This is a genomic window from Stappia sp. (assembly GCF_048268045.1).
Lineage (GTDB): Bacteria > Pseudomonadota > Alphaproteobacteria > Rhizobiales > Stappiaceae > Stappia.
Map to the genome: position 1 here is coordinate 17,245 of NZ_JBLWWG010000006.1, position 18,814 is coordinate 36,058.

An 18,814-nucleotide genomic window follows, 5' to 3' on the forward strand; every position below is an offset into this window, starting at 1 on the left:
GCACCGCGCCCGCGTCATGCCGTTCCCTCCAGCGTCGCCGCCGTCGTCGCGGCAGCCGGTTCGGCAAAGACCCGGGTATCGAGTTCGTGCAGGCCGCGCGCCACCGTGCCGCGCAGGGCGAGGTCCTCCTCCCAGTCGACGGGCTCGATGATCACATGGCAGCGCAGGTCCTCCACCAGCGCTTCGCGAAGGGCGGCGTGCACGGAGGCTTGTATCAGCGGCCAGGCGGGTATCGCGCCGCCGGTGACGACGATCCGCCCGGGGTCGAGGCTGGCGACGAGGCGTGCGATGGCATAGCCGAGCGCCTCTCCGGCCGCGGCAAACGCCTGGCGTGCACGGGCATTGCCGCGTTCCGCCTCGTCGATCAGCCGTGCGATGGTGTCGGGGGGCATGGGAATGTCGGCCGGCGGTGTGGCCGGGTCGAGCCCCAGGGCATGGCGCTGGATGGCGTAATCGGCGAGATAGGCCTCCAGGCAGCCCCGTCGTCCGCAGCGGCACAAGGCCCCGCCGGGCATGTGGTTAGCATGGCCGATTTCCGCCGCCGCTCCCGTCTCGCCGACGAACAGGCGGTCGTTGACGAAAAGGCCCATGCCTACGCCATAGTCCATGAAGATGACCGCGAAGGTGCCGCCATAGCGCGCCGGGTCGCTGCGATGAAGTGCCTCGGCGATCATGTTGGTGTCGTTCGACAGCCGGCAGGCAACGCCGAGCGCGGCGACCAGTGGCCCGACCACCGGGACGTGGCGTACGACGAAGGCCGGAGACCATGTGACGGTGCCGGCGGCGTCGTCGACCACGCCTTGCGCGGCGACGGAGACGATGGCCGGACGCGCGCGGCGCGCGTCTTCGTCCAGAAAGCGCAGTGTCGCGGCGACAAGCGTGCGGCCGAAATCCTCGGCGGTCGCCGTCGCGCTGTCGAAGAGCGCACGGGCGCGAGCGATGCGCAGGCCGCGATAGTCAACGAGAGCCAGGTCGATGGTGTTGACGGAAATCTTGATCGCCAGCACGCAGGCCGCGTCGGCGTTGAGGCTGAGCAATGCACGCGGCCGTCCACGCGCCGCCTTTGTCTTCTGGCCAGTGTCCTCGACGCCGGTGACGATGTTCTCGGCGATCAGGTCGGAGGTGATGGACGTGACGGTGGCCGGGCTCAGGTGCGTCTGGCGGCCGAGGTCGATGCGGGCGCGTGTCCCGGTGCGCCGCAGCGCCTGCAAGATGATCGACCGGTTTTGCCGCCGGATCTGGTCGCGATCAGCCTTCTGGTGCATGAAAATCCCGCGCTTTGGCGTCCTCCTCGCCATCCACCCGGATCGCTCGCGCTGCCAGGCGACGGCACGCCCGGGTCTTGGTGGCGATTATCGTTTCTCACACGAAAGTTCAAGAAACGGTGCCGCCCGGTGTCGCGAAACCATGTTGACAGTGCAGTCCGATTGGAGCAACTTTTTTTCGGACGTCAAAAAAAATAACAATAGGACGTTTGCACGACTGGTGTGAGAGGGCGCTGGTCAGCAACAGATTGCCGTCCTTCGTTCGCGCTGCCGCTGAACGGGGATGAACGGGAGGAGAGACACATGCGCAGCTATTTTCCGCTTTTTGCCGGGGCGATGTTCGCCGCGATGACCTTGTCCGCGTCTGTCCAGGCGCAGGACATCACCGTCGGCGTGAGCTGGTCCAACTTCCAGGAGGAGCGCTGGAAGACGGATGAGGCCGCTATCAAGTCCGCCCTTGAGGCCGCCGGCGCCAAATACGTTTCCGCCGATGCGCAGAGTTCGTCGGCCAAGCAGCTCTCCGACGTCGAGGCGCTGATCGCCCAGGGCGTCGATGCGCTGATCATCCTGGCGCAGGATTCCCAGGCCATCGGCCCCGCCATCCAGGCGGCGGCCAACGAGGGCATCCCGGTCGTCGGCTATGATCGTCTGATCGAGGACGGGCGCGCCTTCTACCTGACGTTTGACAACGTCGAGGTCGGCCGCATGCAGGCCCGAGAGGTGCTGAAGGCCGCTCCCGAGGGCAACTACGTGATGATCAAGGGATCGCCTACGGATCCCAACGCCGACTTCCTGCGCGGCGGTCAGCAGGAGATCCTGCAGCCGGCCATCGACGCGGGCAAGGTCAAGATCGTCGGCGAGGCCTATACCGACGGCTGGCTGCCGGCGAACGCGCAGCGGAACATGGAGCAGATCCTGACCGCCAGCAACAATGCGGTCGACGCGGTTGTCGCCTCCAATGACGGTACCGCCGGCGGCGTCGTCGCGGCGCTGACCGCGCAGGGCATGGAAGGCATCCCGGTGTCCGGCCAGGACGGCGATCATGCCGCGCTCAACCGCGTTGCCAAGGGCACGCAGACCGTGTCCGTGTGGAAGGACGCCCGCGAACTCGGCAAGGTGGCCGGCGAGATCGCCGTGTCTCTGGCCAAGGGCGGAACGATGGACAGCGTCGAAGGCGCGGGCAAGTGGACATCGCCCGCCGGCACGGAGCTGACCGCGCGCTTCCTGAAGCCGATCCCGGTCACCAAGGACAACCTCTCGGTGGTCGTCGATGCCGGTTGGATCACGAAGGACGCGCTGTGCCAGGGCGTCACCGAGGGTCCGGCACCCTGCAACTGAGCCAGAACCGGATGAAAAGCGCTGCTCCGGCCCTCGCCGGGGCAGCGCCCACGCGCTGGCGGACGATGTCCGCCGCTCCGGTGTGAGCGTCGACAGGCGTGATTGCCTCCAGGCAGGAGCTTCCCATGTCAGATACCGCGGTGCCCGAGCCGAAGGCCCCGACGCGCAGATCCCTTTTCTCCGCGCTTCAGATCGACACCCGTCTGCTCGGGATGATCGGCGCGTTCGTCGTCCTGTGCCTGGTGTTCAACGTGTTCACAGGCGGAAATTTCCTGACGCCGCGCAACATCTTCAACCTGACGATCCAGACCGTGTCCGTCGCCATCATGGCAACGGGCATGGTCTTTGTCATCGTCACCCGCCACATCGACCTGTCGGTGGGCTCGCTGCTGGCAACCGTCGCGGCGGTGATGGCGATGGTGCAGACCCAGGTGCTGCCCAATGTGTTCGGTCTCGGCCTTGGCCATCCTGCGATCTGGATCCTCGCCATTCTGGCCGGCGTCGCGGTCGGCGTCGTGATCGGCGCCTTCCAGGGCTATCTGATTGGCTACCTGGGCATTCCCGCGTTCATCGTGACCCTCGGCGGCCTGCTGGTATGGCGCAACGCCGCCTGGTTCATCACCGACGGCCAGACCATCGGCCCGCTCGATGCGCGGTTCACCATGATCGGCGGCATCGGCGGCACGCTGGGCGCGGCCTGGTCATGGACCTTCGCCGCTGTCGCCGTCGCCGCCGCGCTTGCCATGCAGATCGCCTCGCGCCGGCGCAAGGCCCGGCACGGGTTTCCGGTCAAGCCGGTGTGGGCGGAGACGACGCTGGCGGCGATCGTGGCCGCTTCAATCGTCGGTTTCATCGCCGTTCTCAACGCCTATGAAGTGCCCTCCCGGGTGCTCAGGCGCGACTTTGCCGCGCGCGGGCTCGAGGTGCCGGAAGGCTACACGGCGGCCTATGGTCTGCCCTATTCGGTGCTGCTGCTCATTCTCGTCGCCGTGTGCATGTCGGTGGTGGCGCGGCGCACCCGGCTTGGCCGCTATATCTTCGCCGCCGGCGGCAATCCGGATGCGGCCGAGCTTTCGGGCATCAACACCCGGCTGCTGACGGTGAAGATCTTCGCCATCATGGGCGGGTTGTGCGCGCTCTCGGCCGCCGTCGCGGCCGCGCGTCTCGGCTTTTCGACAAACGACATCGGCACGCTGGACGAATTGCGCGTCATCGCCGCGGCGGTGATCGGCGGTACGGCGCTGTCGGGCGGCCTCGGCACGATCTACGGGGCCATTCTCGGCGCGCTGATCATGCAGTCGCTCCAGTCCGGCATGGCGATGGTCGGCGTCGATGCGCCGCTGCAGAACATCGTCGTCGGCGTGGTGCTGGTTGTGGCGGTGCTCGTCGATATCCTCTACCGCAAGCGCACGGGAGACTGAGCCATGGCGACCCCCCTCGTGCAGATGAAGGACATCTGCATTTCCTTCGGCGGCGTGCATGCGGTCGACAACGTCAGCATCGACCTTTTTCCCGGAGAGGTGGTCGGGTTGCTCGGCCACAATGGCGCCGGCAAATCGACCTTGATCAAGGTTCTCTCGGGGGCCTATCGCGCCGACAGTGGCGAGATCCTGATCGACGGCGCGCGGGTGACGATCCAGAGCCCGCGCGACGCGCGCCAGCACAACATCGAGACGATCTACCAGACGCTGGCGCTGGCGGACAATCTTGATGCTGCCTCCAACCTCTTCCTGGGCCGGGAGCTCGTCTCGCCGCTCGGCTTCGTCGATGACGATGCGATGGAGGCCGAGACCCGCAAGATCATGGGCAGGCTCAATCCGAATTTCAGGAAGTTCCAGGCGCCGGTGAAGGCGCTGTCGGGCGGCCAGCGGCAGTCGGTGGCCATCGCGCGGGCCGTCTATTTCAACGCGCGCATCCTCATCATGGACGAGCCGACGGCCGCGCTCGGGGTCCAGGAGACCCAGATGGTCTCCGAACTGATCCAGGAGCTCAAGAAGCAGGGCCTCGGTATCTTCCTGATCAGTCACGATATTCACGATGTGTTCGACCTCGCCGACCGGGTTGCGGTGATGAAGAACGGCCAGCTTGTCGGCTCGGCGCGCACGCAGGACGTGACCAAGGACGAGGTGCTCGGCATGATCATCCTTGGAAAGTGTCCCGAGGGCGCGACGCCGGGGCCAGGCGCCTTCGTCGAGCGCTCCGTTGCATGACGCGGTGCGGGATCGTGCTCAGCTAGCGTGACTTTTTTCTTCATGGGTTCTCATCCTGCATGAGTTCCCCTAAGCTTGAGGTCATGAACGCGCCGCCACCCGTCTCCGACGATTTCGCGTTGTTCCTCGATTTCGACGGAACGCTGGTGGAGATCGCCCCGACGCCGGATGCGGTTTCTCCCTCACCGTCGATGATTGGCCATCTCCGGCACCTGATCGACCACCTGGACGGCGCGGTGGCCATCGTCAGCGGGCGTCCCATCCACGAGATCGACGCGTTTCTCGCGCCGCTGCGGCTGCCCTGCGCCGGGCTGCACGGGCTCGAGACCCGGTTCCTTCCCGACGACGAGGTCGTGCGCACGCCGGTGGGGCCGGAGCTGGCCACGCTCAAGGCCGCACTCGAGGGTAGCGGCCTGCTCGGTCGTGGCGTTTCCATCGAGGACAAGGGCGCGGCGCTGGCCGTTCACTACCGCATTGCGCCAGACTGCGAACGGGCGGTCGTGGAGGTGATGGAGGAGGCGGTGGGTGCCTTGCCCGACCTTCACCTCATCCACGGCAAGATGGTCGTCGAGGCCAAGCCCGCTCATCGCGACAAGGGATGGGCTGTGTCCCGCTTCATGGAGTTGGCCCCGTTTCGCGGGCGGACGCCGGTCTTCATTGGCGACGATGTGACCGACGAGGACGGATTGCGCGCGGTCGAGGCCGTGGGCGGCTTCGGCATCAAGGTCGGCGAGGCCGACAGTTGCGCGCGCTTCCGCATCTCCGACGTCGCCGGGGTACATGACTGGCTGGCGCTCGACATCTCCTCCCACGTTCATCGCCGGAGCCCGTCCGAATGACCGACACCGCCGCAATGTCCGCCGGATCCCAGTCGCTCGATCTGGCGATGATCGGCAATTGTTCTTTCGCCGCGTTGATCGACAAGATGGCGCGGATCGTCTGGTGCTGCCTGCCGCGTTTCGACGGCGACCCGGTGTTCCACGCGCTGCTCGGCACGCGCGGGGAGCCCGGCGACGGGGCCTTCGCCATCGAGCTTCCGGGGACGGTCCGCAGCGAACAGGAATACCTGGAAAACACCGCCGTCGTCGTGACGCGCCTGTTCGACGAGGCCGGCAACGGCATCGAGATTTCAGATTTCGCGCCGCGGTTCCAGACCAAGGGGCGGATGTTTCGTCCCAACGCCATCGTGCGCCGGGTGCGCCCGATCGCCGGCCACCCGCGCGTTCGCGTGCGCTGCCGGCCGCGGTTCGGCTACGGCACGCGCGATCCGGAGATGACCTTCGGCTCGAACCACATGCGCTTCGTCGGCAACGGCATGGCGTTGCGGCTGACGACCAATGCCTCGATCACCTATGTGCGCGACGAGACGGCCTTCCTTCTCGATGCTCCCGTTTCATTCTATCTCGGCCCGGATGAAAGCCTGACGCATCACCCGGAGGCGATATGCCGGGAGTTCGAGGACGAGACGGTGCACCACTGGCGTGCATGGACGCGCCGGCTTGGCCTGCCGCTCGAGTATCAGGAAGCGGTGATACGCGCGGCGATCACGCTGAAGCTCTGCACCTTCGAGGAAACCGGGGCGATTGTCGCCGCCGTCACCACGTCCATCCCGGAGGCCGCGAACACGCAGCGCAACTGGGACTACCGCTACTGCTGGCTGCGCGATGCGTTCTTTGTCGTGCGGGCGCTGAATTCGCTCTCCGAAATGGAGACGATGGAGAATTATCTCCGTTACATCAATAATATCGCTTCCATGACAAACGGCAGCCACGTTCAGCCGCTGTGGGGCATCGCGCTGGAAAAGACGCTGGTGGAAACGACCGTCGACCTGCCGGGGTATCGTGACATGGGGCCGGTGCGCGTCGGCAATCAGGCCTATGAGCATTTCCAGCACGACGTCTACGGCAACATCGTGCTCGGCGCCTCCCAGGCGTTTTTCGACAAGCGACTGCTGCATCAACCGGGCATCGACGACTTCGAGCGGCTCGAGGTGATCGGCGAGCGGGCCTTTGCCATGCATGACCAGCCGGACGCCGGATTGTGGGAGCTGCGCACGCGCGCGCGCATCCACACTTCGTCGTCGCTGATGTGCTGGGCCGCTTGCGACAGGCTTGCCAAGATCGCGCTGCAGTTCGGGCTGACGGAGCGGGCCGCGCGCTGGCGGGCACGCGCCGACGAGATCCACGCAACGATCCTCGCGCGCGGTTGGAACGACAAGGTCGGCGCCTTCGTGGAGAGTTTCGAGGGGCACGATCTCGACGCCAGCCTGCTGCTCATCGCCGAGGTCGGCTTTCTGCCACCGAAGGACCCGCGCTTCGTCGCAACGGTCGAGCGGATCGGCGAAAGCCTGCGGCGCGGCAACCACCTGTTCCGCTACCACGCCGCCGATGATTTCGGAGCGCCGGAGAACGCCTTCAACATCTGCACCTTCTGGTACATCGATGCGCTGGCGCGGATCGGTCGCAAGGAGGAAGCGCGAGAGATCTACGAGACGATGTTGTCCTGTCGCAACCATGTCGGGCTGCTGTCGGAGGACACCTCGCCCGCCACGGGCGAAATGTGGGGCAACTTTCCGCAGACCTATTCGATGGTCGGCATCATCAATGGCGCGGTCCGGCTCTCGCGGCGCTGGGAAGATCTCGTCTGAGGCACGGGACCCGCGCCCGGGAAGCGGCGCGCTGGAACCGGAGCCTCGGTGTCGACGTTGTTGCCACGAAGCGGTCTGCGCCGCACCGCAGGCGTGCGGTCCGCCGTCGCCATGACGAGTGCGTCCGATCCCGCCCTCCGTCCCGCGGGGGCGTGAGCGGCCGCAGCCCGCCCGCATCAGCCCGTCTGGAGGAACCAGCATGTCGCGTCTTGTCGTCGTCTCGAACCGTGTCGGCCCGCTGAAGGATACAGGCCGGGCGGGAGGGCTGGCGGTGGCGCTGGTCGACGCGCTGACCGAGACGGGAGGGCTCTGGTTCGGCTGGAGCGGAGAGATCTCCGAGGAAGGCACCTTCGCCAACCTCAAGGAGGGCGGCACCCGCAAGGTGGCGATGCGCACCGTCGACATGACCCAGGCGGACTACGATGAGTTCTACGTCGGGTTCGCCAACAAGACGCTCTGGCCGGTGCTGCACTACCGTCTCGATCTTGCGGTGTTCGACCGGCGGGCGGAGGAGGGCTATCGGCGGGTGAACGAGCGTTTCGCGGTGCGCCTGCGGCCGCTGCTCAAGCCGGACGACATGATCTGGGTGCACGACTATCACTTCATGACGCTTGCCGCCGAACTCAGGGCAATGGACCTGGCCAATCCGATCGGTTTCTTCCTGCACATTCCCTTTCCCGCACCCGAAGTGCTCGCCGGCTTGCCGAGTGCCGCAACGCTTGTCCGCCGGATGCTTGCCTATGACGTGATCGGCTTTCAGTCGAAGCGGGACGCGTCCAACTTCCGGCGGTTCGCGGCGGAGGAACTGGGCGCGGTCGAAAGCGGCGACGGCGAGCTTGCCATCGGCGGGCGCAAGGTCATCGCCCGGGCCTTCCCGATCGGTATCGACGCGGCCGGCTTTGCCCGCATGGCGACGACACCAGACGCGCGTCGTGCGGTGTCGCGCACCGAAAAGCTGCTCAACGGCCGCTCGCAGATCATCGGCGTCGACCGGATTGACTATTCGAAGGGGCTGCCGGAGCGCTTCCGTGCGTTCGAGCGGCTGCTGGAGGACTACCCCGAGAACCGCGGGCGGGTGAGCCTGATGCAGGTCGCCCCGCCGTCACGTTCGGAGCTCGACGCCTATGCCGACATCCGCCGCGAACTGGAGGAGCTGACCGGCCACATCAATGGCCGCTTCGCCGATCTCGACTGGGTGCCGATCCGCTACATGACCCGCTCCTTCACGCGGCGTTCGCTCGCTGGCGTCTACCGCGCAAGCAAGGTCGCGCTGGTCACCCCCTTGCGCGACGGCATGAACCTTGTCGCCAAGGAATATGTCGCCGCACAGCGGGCGGAGGATCCGGGCGTTGTGGTGCTGTCGCGCTTTGCCGGCGCGGCCGAGGGCATGCCGGAAGCGTTGATCGTCAATCCGCATTCGGCCGAAGGCGTCGCCTCGAGCCTGCAGACCGCGCTCAACATGCCGCTCGACGAGCGCCGCCATCGCTGGCAGGCGATCTTCGACCGGCTTTGCCGGGAAGATGCCGCCGCATGGTCGCGAAGCTTCATCGCGACGCTGGGCGGCGTCGAGCGGCAGGCGGTGAAGGCCGTGTGAGAAGGCCGGCCGGTCCCGGCGGGTCAATGAAAGCCGGGTGATAAAAAATGCCCCGCCGCGGCTTCGCGACGGGGCACCGTGCCGCAAGCGGGCGGTGAAGGACCTATTCGGCCGCGTCGGTCTTGAGGACACCGCGACGGATCTGGTCTTCCTCGATGGATTCGAACAGGGCGCGGAAGTTGCCTTCGCCGAAGCCCTCGTCGCCCTTGCGCTGGATGAACTCGAAGAAGATCGGGCCGATGACGGTCTTGGAGAAGATCTGCAGCAGGATCTTGGTCATGCCGCCGTTCACCACGCCCTCGCCGTCGATCAGGATGCCGTGCTTCTTCATCCGCTCGATGGGCTCGTCGTGGCCGTGCACCCGGTCGCGGGACATCTCGTAGTAGGTGTCCGGCGGACCGGGCATGAACTTCAGGCCGTTGTCGGCGAGAAGATCGGTGGCATTGTAGATGTCGTCGGTGCCAACGGCGATGTGCTGGATGCCTTCGCCCTTGTACTTCCTGAGGTATTCCTCGATCTGGCTGGTGTCGTCCTTGGACTCGTTCAGCGGGATGCGGATCTTGCCGCACGGCGAGGTGATGGCGCGGCTGACGAGGCCGGTAATGCGCCCGTCGATGTCGAAATAATGGATCTGCGAGAAGTTGAAGAGATCCCGGTAGAAGTCCCACCACTTGTCCATGTTGCCGCGAAAGACGTTGTGGGTCAGGTGGTCGAGATAATAGAAGCCGACGCCCTTCGGCGTCGGGTTGCGCTCGCCCGTCCACTCGAAGTCTGCGTCATAGGCCGAACCCGCCGCGCCGTAGGTTTCGACGAAATAGATCAGCGAACCGCCGATGCCGACGATGGCGGGGACATCGAGGACCTTGTCCTCTCCCTCATAGGGCGACGCGCCGAGCGAGACCGCGTGGTCAAAGGCGTGTTTCGCGTCGACGACGCGCCAGGCCATGGAGGGGGCGCAGGGGCCGTGCTCGTCGACGAAGCGCATGCCGTGCGAACCGGGCTCGGCGTTGAGCACATAGGTCACATCTCCCTGGCGGTAGAGCGTGATCGCCTTGTCGCGATGACGGGCGACGGGCACGTAGCCCATGCGGCGGAACAGCGCGTCGAGCTTCTCCGGCTCGGGGTGGGCGAACTCGACGAACTCGAAGCCGTCGGTGCCGGCCGGGTTCTCCTGCGTGATCTTTGCCGGCGGTGCGTCGTGCGGAAACGGTCCCATGAAGTCCTCCTCGAATGCTGTCGCATGTGTCTGCGGCGATGACCGGGCGTTGCCCGGTCCGTGAGGACCAGTATGCGCCCGCCCGCATGCAAGGTGTGTGCAAAGTGCGAGCTTCAGTGATAGGACTTGCAAGAAACGTGCATGGTAGATGGGTTGGGTGCGTGCGATGAGTGATCTGGATCAGTTCGATACAAGGCTTCTGACATTCCTGCAGGATGATGCCGGTCTGACCAACCAGCAGCTTGGCGAGCGTATCGGGCTTTCGGCTTCCCAGGTGTCGCGCCGGCGACAACGGCTCGAGCAGGCCGGCGTCATCCGTCGCTACAGGGCCGACCTCGACGCGGGCGCGGTCGGCTTCTCGGTCATCGCCTATGTCGGCGTCGCGCTCCAGGCGCACAGCCGGCAGAACGCGCGCCGCTTTCGCGAGCTCGTGCGCGCGCTGCCCGAGGTTCAGGAGGCGCACGCCCTGACCGGCGATGTCGATTACATGCTGAAGGTTGCTGTCACCGACCTCCCGGCGCTGTCGCGCTTCATCAATGATGAGCTGTTGCCGCATGACTCCGTGCGCAACGTGCGTTCCTCTATCGCCATGGAAACTCTGAAGGACGACAACCGCCTGCCATTTCGCACGGCTGACGGCTAGGACCACCCCGGGCAGGTGCCGCGTGCGGGCGCTTGCGCCGGAGCCCGGCTCTCCCCATCTCCCTTGCGAGCCATTCGACGCAAGATCCAGGAGCGTGCCAGATGTTCGATGCGAAATCCCTTCTCGACCAGTTTCTCGGCGCCGGCGCACAGGCGCGCGGCTCGGGGCAGGGCGCAGCCTCCGGCCGCGCGTCGGACGACCTGATGGGACGTGGGCGGGATTTCCTCTCATCGCAGGGCGGCGGTCTGGCGCTGGGCGGCCTCGCAGGCCTCCTGCTCGGCTCCAAGACGGGCCGCAAGGTCGGCAAGAAGGCGCTGACCTATGGCAGCATGGCGCTTGTCGCCGGCCTTGCCTACAAGGCCTATCAGGGTTATCGCGCCAATCAGGACGGAGGTGCGCGTCCGGCCTATCCGGCGGATGCGCCGGAGGCGCTGGAGGCTCCGCGCGGCACGTCTTTCGACCCAGCGCGGGCGCCAGGCGGCGAGCACGGTTTCGCCGTTTCGCTGCTGACGGCGATGATCGCGGCCGCCAAGGCGGACGGGCACATCGACGCCGAGGAACAGGCGCGCATCTTCGACAAGATCGACGAGGCGGGGCTCGATTCCGACGCCAAGGCCTTCCTGATGGACGAATTGCGCGCGCCGCTCGATATCGACAAGGTGGTGGCCGCTGCCCGCACGCCCGAGACCGCGCTCGAGATCTACGCCGCCTCGCGTCTGGCGGTCGACCCGGACCATCCGGCGGAAAAGGCCTATCTCGACATGCTCGCCGCGCGTCTTGGCATCGAGCCCGACCTCGTCGCGGAGGTGGATTTGGCCGTGCGCGAGGCGCAGGCCTGAGGCAGGTTTCCGCCCCGCTCTTGCCATGAGGCGATGCGCGGGGCATCGTTCCGTCAAAAAGGCCCCCTTGTTGGGGCGGCGGAGGAACGATGCAGGATCTGGGCGAGTGGGACTACGTGATCGTTGGCGCCGGTTCGGCAGGCTGTGTGCTGGCCAACCGGCTGTCCGCGGATCCGGACATGAAGGTGCTGCTGCTGGAAGCTGGCGGCAAGGACGACTACCTGTGGATTCACATCCCGGTCGGTTATCTCTACTGCATGGGCAACCCGCGCACCGACTGGGGTTTCAAGACGGCGCCCGAGCCGGGGCTTAACGGCCGGTCGCTGTCCTATCCGCGCGGCCGGGTACTCGGCGGCTGCTCGGCGATCAACGGCATGATCTACATGCGCGGCCAGGCGCGCGATTACGACGGCTGGCGCCAGATGGGGCTTGCGGGCTGGGGCTGGGACGATGTGCTGCCGCTGTTCCGCAAGGCGGAGGATCACTACAGCCTCGATGACGGCGTTCATGCGCGCGGCGGCGAATGCCGGGTGGAGGAGCAGCGGCTCTCTTGGGACATCCTTGATGCGGTGCGCGATGCCTGCGAGGAAATCGGCATTCCCAAGATCCCCGATTTCAACCGGGGCGACAATTTCGGGTCCTCCTATTTCCAGGTGACGCAGCGCGGCGGCGTGCGCTGGACGGCGGCCAAGGGCTTTCTGAAGCCGGTCGCCGACCGTCCCAACCTGCGGATCGTGACCAAGGCGGAAGCGCACCGCATCGTGCTGGAAGGCGGGCGTGCGCGTGCCGTCGAGCTTGCCGTCGACGGTGTGCCCTCGGTGGCGCGGGCGCGCGGCGAGATCGTGCTTGCAGCCGGGGCCATCGGATCGCCGCAGCTTCTCGAGCACTCCGGTATCGGCGACCCGAAGGTGCTTTCGAAACACGGCATCGACGTTCGCGTCGAGGCCGCCGGCGTCGGCGCCAATCTTCAGGATCACTTGCAGATCCGTACCGTCTTCAAGGTGGAGAACGCGGTGACGCTCAACGAGCGCGCCGGCTCGCTTGTCGGCAAGGCGCGCATCGCGCTCGAATATGCGTTGACCCGCTCGGGGCCGATGTCGATGGCGCCCTCCCAGCTCGGTGTCTTCGCCAGATCCGATCCGGCCTTCGAGACGGCAAACGTGGAGTTTCATGTCCAGCCGCTGTCTCTCGACAAGTTCGGCGACCCCCTCCATCCGTTCCCGGCGATCACGCTCAGCGTCTGCAACCTGAGGCCGGAAAGCCGTGGCAGCGTCCATGTCACGGGCCCGGGACCGGAGATCCGCCCGGAGATCAGGCCGAACTATCTGGCGACCGAGGGCGACCGCAAGGTTGCCGCCGACAGCATCCGTCTTGCGCGGCAGGTGATGGCGAGCGAGGCCATGCGCCCCTTCTCGCCGGTCGAGCATCTGCCCGGTCCGCTCGTGCGGAGCGAGGAGGATCTGGCGCGGGCCGCCGGCGACATCGGCACGACAATCTTCCATCCCGTGGGCACCTGCCGGATGGGCATCGACGATGCCTCGGTGGTCGACGAGCGGCTGCGGCTGCGCGGCGTCGCCGGTCTTCGCGTCGCCGATGCCTCGGTGATGCCGACGATCACCTCCGGCAACACGGCCGCGCCGACCATGATGATCGCCGAGAAGGCCGCCGCCATGATCCGCGCCGACAGGATTGCCGGCGACGCGTCGCTCAAGGTTGCCGCAGGCGATTGAGGCGGGAGCCGGCGTCGGCTCCCAGCACCCGGGCGGGACGAAAGGGGCAGGGCGGTGAAAGCCAGGCTGATGCGCAAAGCGCGCCGCAACGTGGCCCATGTGCTGGTGGTCTGCATCGCTCTGCCGGCGACGGTGCTGGTCGGCTGGATCACCTGGGCGGTGACCGGCCGGCTGTTTGGGGCCGAAGTCGCGACCCGTGCCGAGGCGATCCTTTCCGTCCAGTCCGCGACGCTCGAGCGACAGCTTGACAAGTTCCGCCTGCTGCCGCCGATCCTGGCGCTGCGGCCGGATGTGCGCGCGCTTATCGTCGAGCGTGATGGGGCCTCGGGCGAGCGCACCGCGGCCATCGCCGCCGGCATGGCGGGCGCCGGCGAGGTCGCTTTCTTCGACCGGGACGGCGGGCTCATCGCCTCCAGCCACCTGGTGCCGCGTCTTGCCCTCGATTATCCGCATGACATCGGCCTCGTGCCCTTCGCGGAGGCACTGCAGGGGCGGCTCGGCCGGGCGTACAAGTCCGGCACCGCCAGCATGCCGGGAAGCTACGTGTTCGCCTCCGCCGTACGCGACCGGACGGGCGTTGTCGGCGTCGTCGCGGTGCGCATCAGCCTTGCCGAGGTCGAGCAGGCCTGGGCGCTGACAGCCGCCCCCATCGTTGCCTTTGATGCGGAGGGGCGGATCGTCGCCTCCAACCGCGCCGACTGGCGCGGCCGGGCGTTGGCGGGGCGGATCGATGCGCGCGACGTGCCGTCCCGCCTGCAGCCGGCGCCGGTCGGAAGCCCGGAGGCAGCGGACGCCCCGGTCCGCGGGGCGCAGGCGTTGGTGCGCTTTCGCGGCGAAGAGCAGCACGGCCCTTATCTGATGGTGCAGCGCAGCCTGCCGGTTCTCGACTGGCATATCGCCGCCTTCGCCGACACTTCCGATGCCCGCTCCCAGACTCAGAAGGCGACGGCGATCGCCATTCTCGCCTGCCTGCTGTTGAGCGGCACGGCCTGGATTGCCGCCGACCGCCGGCAGGCCGCGCTCAGGCGCATGCGCGAGGACAGGCTCTCCGCGCTGCGGCTCGAGCGCCGGGTGCGCTCGCGCACCCGCGATCTGTCAAAGGCCAATGCCGATCTTGCCCGTGAGGTGTGCGAGCGTGAGGCAGCGGAAGCGGAGCTGCGGCTGATGCAGGCGGATCTCGTGCAGGCGGCGAAGATGGCGACGCTCGGCCAGATGTCGGCGGCGCTGTCGCATGAGTTCAATCAGCCGCTCGCCGCGATCCGCTCCACGGCCGACAACGCCAAGCTGTTCATCGAGCGCGACAAGCCGGAGCGCGCCGCCGCGGGGCTTGAACGGATCATCGCCATGGTCGAGCGCATGGCCGAGATCTCGCGGGTTCTCAAGGGCTTCAGCCGACGTGCCGGGGTCGAGTTGAAGCCGACGCCGGTCAAGCCGGTGATCGACGAGACCTTGATGCTGCTGTCGCCGAAGCGCAAGCAGTCGGGCGCCCGCGTCGAGGTCCGGCCCGTCGATCCGGATCTGATGATCCTCGGCGGTCATGTGCGGCTCGAACAGGTGATCCTCAACCTCGTCGCCAATGCGCTCGACGCGGTCGAGGGGCGCGCCGACGGTGTGGTTGTTCTCAGCGCGCAGGCACGCGATGGTCAGGTGGTGATCGAGGTGCGCGACAATGGTCCGGGGATCGCCGAGGAGCTTCTGACCTCCGTCTTCGACCCCTTCTTCACGACCAAGGATGTCGGCAAGGGGCTGGGACTTGGGCTGTCCATCGCCTACAAGATCGTCCACGACTTTTCCGGCACGCTCGCGGTGACGGCCGCCGAGGGGGGCGGGGCGCTGTTTACGGTGCGCCTGCCGCTCGCGGGCGAGCGGCGCAGCGCGGCCGAGTAGGGCGGGCTCGCGAACACGGCGCGGGCGGGTGGCGCAGGGAGGAACAAGCGGGCGATGGAAACGGCAAAGGTACTTCTCGTCGACGACGAGCCGGATCTGCGCGAGGCGCTTGCCGAGGGGCTGGAGCTCGCCGGCTTCGATGTGGCGGCCTTTGCCGCGCCGTCCGGCGTGCTTGGCCATCTCGGACGCGATTTCAACGGCGTCCTGGTCACCGACATCCGCATGCCCGGGGCCGATGGTCTCGATCTGATGCGCAAGGTTCTGGAGATCGACGCAGCACTTCCCGTCATCCTGATCACCGGCCATGGCGACGTGCCGCTGGCGGTGCAGGCCATGCGCGCGGGAGCCTATGATTTCATCGAGAAGCCCTTCCCGGTCAGCCGTCTCGCCAATGTGATCGAACGGGCGCTGGAGAAACGCCGGCTGGTGCTTGAAAACCGCATCCTTCGCGAGGAGCTGGAAAGCCGCAGCGGCATCGAGAGCAGGCTCGTCGGGCGCTCGGCGGCGATGGAGCGCCTCAGGGCACTGGTCGCAGCGCTCGCCGACACGGATGCCGACGTGCTCATCATGGGCGAGACGGGGGCGGGCAAGGAGGTGGTGGCGCGCGCACTGCACGAGGAGGGCCACCGGCACGGCGGGCCGTTCGTTGCGCTCAACTGCGGCGGATTGCCGGCGGAGATCATCGAGTCGGAGCTTTTCGGCCATGAACAGGGCGCCTTCACGGGGGCGGCGCGCCAGCGCATCGGCAAGCTGGAACATGCCCAGGGCGGCACGGTGTTTCTCGACGAGATCGAATCCATGCCGCTGGACCTGCAGGTCAAGCTGCTGCGGGTGATCGAGACGCGCACCATCGAGCGGCTTGGCTCGAATGTGTCGATCCCGCTCGACGTACGCTTTCTCGCCGCCACCAAGGAGGACCTGGAGGCGGCGGGCAACCGCGGGCAGTTCCGCAAGGACCTCTTCTACCGGCTCAATGTGATCACCATCGAGGTTCCGCCGCTGCGGGCGCGCAAGGAGGATGTTCCCCTCCTCTTCCACCATCTGGCGCGGGAGGCGCGGGCGCGCTACCGTCGGGAGATACCGGACGTAACGGAAGCGCATGTGGCGGGGCTGATGGCCCGCGACTGGCCCGGCAACGTCCGCGAGTTGCGCAATGCCGCCGACCGCTTCGTGCTCGGGCTCGAAAGCGCTGCGATCGCGGCGGAGAGCGCGGAGGGAGCGTCGCTTGCCGGACGCGTCGCGGCCTATGAGCGGGCGGTGATCGCCGGCGAGCTGCAGCGTAACGACGGGCGGATGAAAGAGACCTACGAGCGCCTCGGCCTGTCGCGCAAGGGGCTCTACGACAAGATCCGCAAATACGGTCTCGACCGCGACGGACGCTACGGCGACGACGCCGCGGACTGACTGCGCGCCGGCATCGGCGGCGGCGTGTGTCGTTTTCTACCCATTCGCGGGAGGGTGTGGGTAGTCCTCGAAACATCGCTGCATTCTGCCCGTCCCGGGTGGCACGCGAAAATGGCGGGTCCGTGCTGCAGGCGACGGGACGCGAGATCTGGCATGGCGCTTGCTAAAGGGCTGACATGGCGCTTGTTGAAGGCGTTGTGTGACTGACCGGGCGGGGGGCGAACGGTTTTCCCGGCCGGCACAATCGGCGCGTCGGTGCATCCGGCGCAGCCAGACATGTCTCTGGGAGGACATCCATGAAGAAATTTGCCATGGCGGCCGTCGCGGCCGCGTCTTTCGCCTTTGTGTCCCCGGCGCTTGCCGAGGATTGCCAGGACGGCGAGATGATCATCAAGTTCAGCCACGTCGTCGCCGCCACGGGTCACCCCAAGGGCGATGCCGCGACGATGCTGGCCAAGCGCGTCAACGAGGAGATGAACGGCAAGGCCTGCATGCAGGTGTTCCCGAATTCGCAGCTCTTTGATGACGACAAGGTGATGGAGGCTCTGCTTCTCGGCGATGTGCAGCTCGCTGCCCCGTCGCTGTCGAAGTTCGAGGCCTACACCCTCAAGTACCGCCTGTTCGATCTGCCGTTCCTGTTCACGGACCTGTCCTCCATCGACCGCTTCGCGGCGAGTGAGAAGGGCAAGGATCTGCTGAACTCCATGACGGATGTCGGCTTCGTCGGCCTGGGCTACTGGAGCTCGGGCATGAAGCAGTTCTCGGCCAACAAGCCGCTGCTGGTTCCCTCCGATGCCAAGGGGCTGAAGTTCCGCATCCAGACGTCCGATGTCGCCGAGGCGATGATCGAGGCAATGGGCGCCAACCCGCAGAAGCTTGCCTTCAAGGAAGTCTACGGGGCGCTGCAGACGGGCGTTGTCGATGGGCAGGAGAACTCCTGGTCGAACATCTACACCCAGAAGTTCTTCGAGGTGCAGGACGGCATCACCGAGACCAACCACCAGCTCCTCGCCTATCTGCTGGTCACCTCGGATGAGTGGCTGAACGGCCTTGATGCGGATGTCCGCGAGCAGTTCCTGACCATCGTCGATGAGGTCACCAAGTCCGCCAATGCCGCGGTCGCCGACAAGGAGGCGATGAACCGCCAGCGCATCCTGGACGCCGGCAGCACCATCCGCGAGCTGACGCCGGAGCAGCGCAAGGCCTGGGTTGACGCCATGAAGCCGGTCTGGACCAAGTTCCAGGACGACATTGGCATGGACCTGATCGAGGCCGCCCAGGCGTCCAACGACTCCTGATCGCGAGCGCGTGAAACGGCCGGAAGCCGGGGCGGTGCCCCGGCTTCCACCCGCCCGTGCCCTGTCGGGGCATGGCGCTCAAAACGACAAGAAAATTCGATTGGGGGGGCCAGATGCACCGCATCGACAATTGGGTCACGCGGTTCGAGGAGAACGTGATCGCGTTCCTTCTCGCGCTGATGACCATCGTTTCCTTCACCCAGGTGGTGGCGCGCTACGTGTTCAACTCCGGCTGGACCGGCGCACTCGAATTCACCAGCATCCTCTTCGCCTGGCTGATCCTGTTCGGCATGAGCTACGGCGTGAAGATCGGCAGCCATCTTGGCGTCGATGCGGTGATCCGCCTGTTTCCCAAGCCCGTCTTCCGCGTCTTCGCCGTCTTCGGCGCGCTTTGCGGCGTCGCCTATGCGGTGATCCTGCTGCAATCCGACTGGCTACAGATCTTCGGTGCGGATGCGCGCGGCGGGGCCATCGACTACTGGATGAAGATGTACAAGGTCGGCATCGGCCTTGATGACCTCAGGTATCCGGAAGTGATGCAGGAGATGTTCGGCGTGAAGGAGCGCGTGCAGCGCTGGATCGCCTACCTGATCCTGCCGCTCGGTCTTGCCCTGTTCGGCTTTCGTTGCCTGCAGGCGACCTGGCAGATCATCACCGGCAAGCGCGAGCTGATGATCGCCGCCCATGAGGCGGAAGATCTCGTTGCCGAAAACAAAGACGTCCTGAAGGACTGAGGGTAAGCC

Annotated in this window: 15 protein-coding genes; 13 read left to right on the top strand and 2 right to left on the bottom strand. The window is 66.5% G+C overall.

The features are described 5' to 3' along the window. Positions 1-14: 14 nt before the first annotated feature. Positions 15-1,265 carry an ROK family protein gene (locus ACN0WF_RS10995; RefSeq protein ID WP_417772866.1) on the bottom strand — a complete coding sequence of 417 codons (1,251 nt, stop codon included), beginning with the start codon at positions 1,263-1,265 and terminating at the stop codon, positions 15-17. A 303-nt stretch (positions 1,266-1,568) separates the two neighbouring features. Between ACN0WF_RS10995 and xylF the strand changes: the two genes are divergently transcribed. The 6 genes from xylF (at position 1,569) to ACN0WF_RS11025 (ending at position 9,054) form a co-directional block, all read left to right on the top strand. Beyond that, positions 1,569-2,603, top strand: a complete 1,035-nt coding sequence (gene xylF / locus ACN0WF_RS11000) for a D-xylose ABC transporter substrate-binding protein (protein ID WP_417772867.1) — start codon at positions 1,569-1,571, stop codon at positions 2,601-2,603. 125 nt (positions 2,604-2,728) lie between these two features. Continuing rightward, a complete protein-coding gene (locus ACN0WF_RS11005) occupies positions 2,729-4,024 on the top strand; it encodes a sugar ABC transporter permease (protein ID WP_417772868.1) in 1,296 nt (431 codons plus the stop codon). 24 nt (positions 4,025-4,048) lie between these two features. After that, positions 4,049-4,813 (top strand): ATP-binding cassette domain-containing protein, encoded by a 765-nt coding sequence (locus ACN0WF_RS11010; protein ID WP_417773121.1) that lies wholly within the window; start codon positions 4,049-4,051, stop codon positions 4,811-4,813. Between the two features lie 59 nt (positions 4,814-4,872). After that, positions 4,873-5,652 (top strand): trehalose-phosphatase, encoded by a 780-nt coding sequence (gene otsB / locus ACN0WF_RS11015; RefSeq protein WP_417772869.1) that lies wholly within the window; start codon positions 4,873-4,875, stop codon positions 5,650-5,652. Next, positions 5,649-7,460: a glycoside hydrolase family 15 protein gene (locus tag ACN0WF_RS11020; RefSeq protein ID WP_417772870.1), complete on the top strand. Its 1,812-nt coding sequence runs from the start codon at positions 5,649-5,651 to the stop codon at positions 7,458-7,460. Before otsB ends, ACN0WF_RS11020 begins: the two co-directional genes overlap by 4 nt. A 199-nt stretch (positions 7,461-7,659) precedes the next feature. Continuing rightward, positions 7,660-9,054 (top strand): alpha,alpha-trehalose-phosphate synthase (UDP-forming), encoded by a 1,395-nt coding sequence (locus ACN0WF_RS11025; RefSeq protein WP_417772871.1) that lies wholly within the window; start codon positions 7,660-7,662, stop codon positions 9,052-9,054. Positions 9,055-9,157: 103 nt separating this feature from the next. On the opposite strand, the gene hppD is transcribed toward ACN0WF_RS11025, so the two are convergent. After that, positions 9,158-10,270, bottom strand: a complete 1,113-nt coding sequence (hppD, locus tag ACN0WF_RS11030) for a 4-hydroxyphenylpyruvate dioxygenase (protein WP_417772872.1) — start codon at positions 10,268-10,270, stop codon at positions 9,158-9,160. Between the two features lie 166 nt (positions 10,271-10,436). Here hppD and ACN0WF_RS11035 point away from each other — a divergent pair, with 166 nt between their 5' ends. From ACN0WF_RS11035 to ACN0WF_RS11065, 7 genes are all read left to right on the top strand, one after another. Beyond that, entirely contained in the window at positions 10,437-10,913 is a 477-nt protein-coding gene (locus ACN0WF_RS11035) for an Lrp/AsnC family transcriptional regulator (protein WP_417772873.1), read from the top strand. Positions 10,914-11,014: 101 nt separating this feature from the next. Beyond that, positions 11,015-11,752, top strand: coding sequence for a tellurite resistance TerB family protein (locus ACN0WF_RS11040; RefSeq protein ID WP_417772874.1), 738 nt, complete (start codon positions 11,015-11,017; stop codon positions 11,750-11,752). An 89-nt stretch (positions 11,753-11,841) separates the two neighbouring features. Then, on the top strand, positions 11,842-13,482 hold the full coding sequence (locus tag ACN0WF_RS11045) for a GMC family oxidoreductase (RefSeq protein WP_417772875.1): 1,641 nt from the start codon (positions 11,842-11,844) through the stop codon (positions 13,480-13,482). Between the two features lie 69 nt (positions 13,483-13,551). Beyond that, entirely contained in the window at positions 13,552-15,369 is a 1,818-nt protein-coding gene (locus ACN0WF_RS11050; protein WP_417772876.1) for a sensor histidine kinase, read from the top strand. A gap of 54 nt (positions 15,370-15,423) precedes the next feature. Then, positions 15,424-16,773 (top strand): sigma-54-dependent transcriptional regulator, encoded by a 1,350-nt coding sequence (locus ACN0WF_RS11055; RefSeq protein ID WP_417772877.1) that lies wholly within the window; start codon positions 15,424-15,426, stop codon positions 16,771-16,773. 296 nt (positions 16,774-17,069) lie between these two features. Continuing rightward, complete coding sequence (locus ACN0WF_RS11060) at positions 17,070-18,071, top strand: DctP family TRAP transporter solute-binding subunit (protein WP_417772878.1); 1,002 nt, start codon at positions 17,070-17,072, stop codon at positions 18,069-18,071. A gap of 113 nt (positions 18,072-18,184) precedes the next feature. Next, complete coding sequence (locus ACN0WF_RS11065) at positions 18,185-18,805, top strand: TRAP transporter small permease (RefSeq protein ID WP_417772879.1); 621 nt, start codon at positions 18,185-18,187, stop codon at positions 18,803-18,805. Positions 18,806-18,814: the final 9 nt, after the last annotated feature.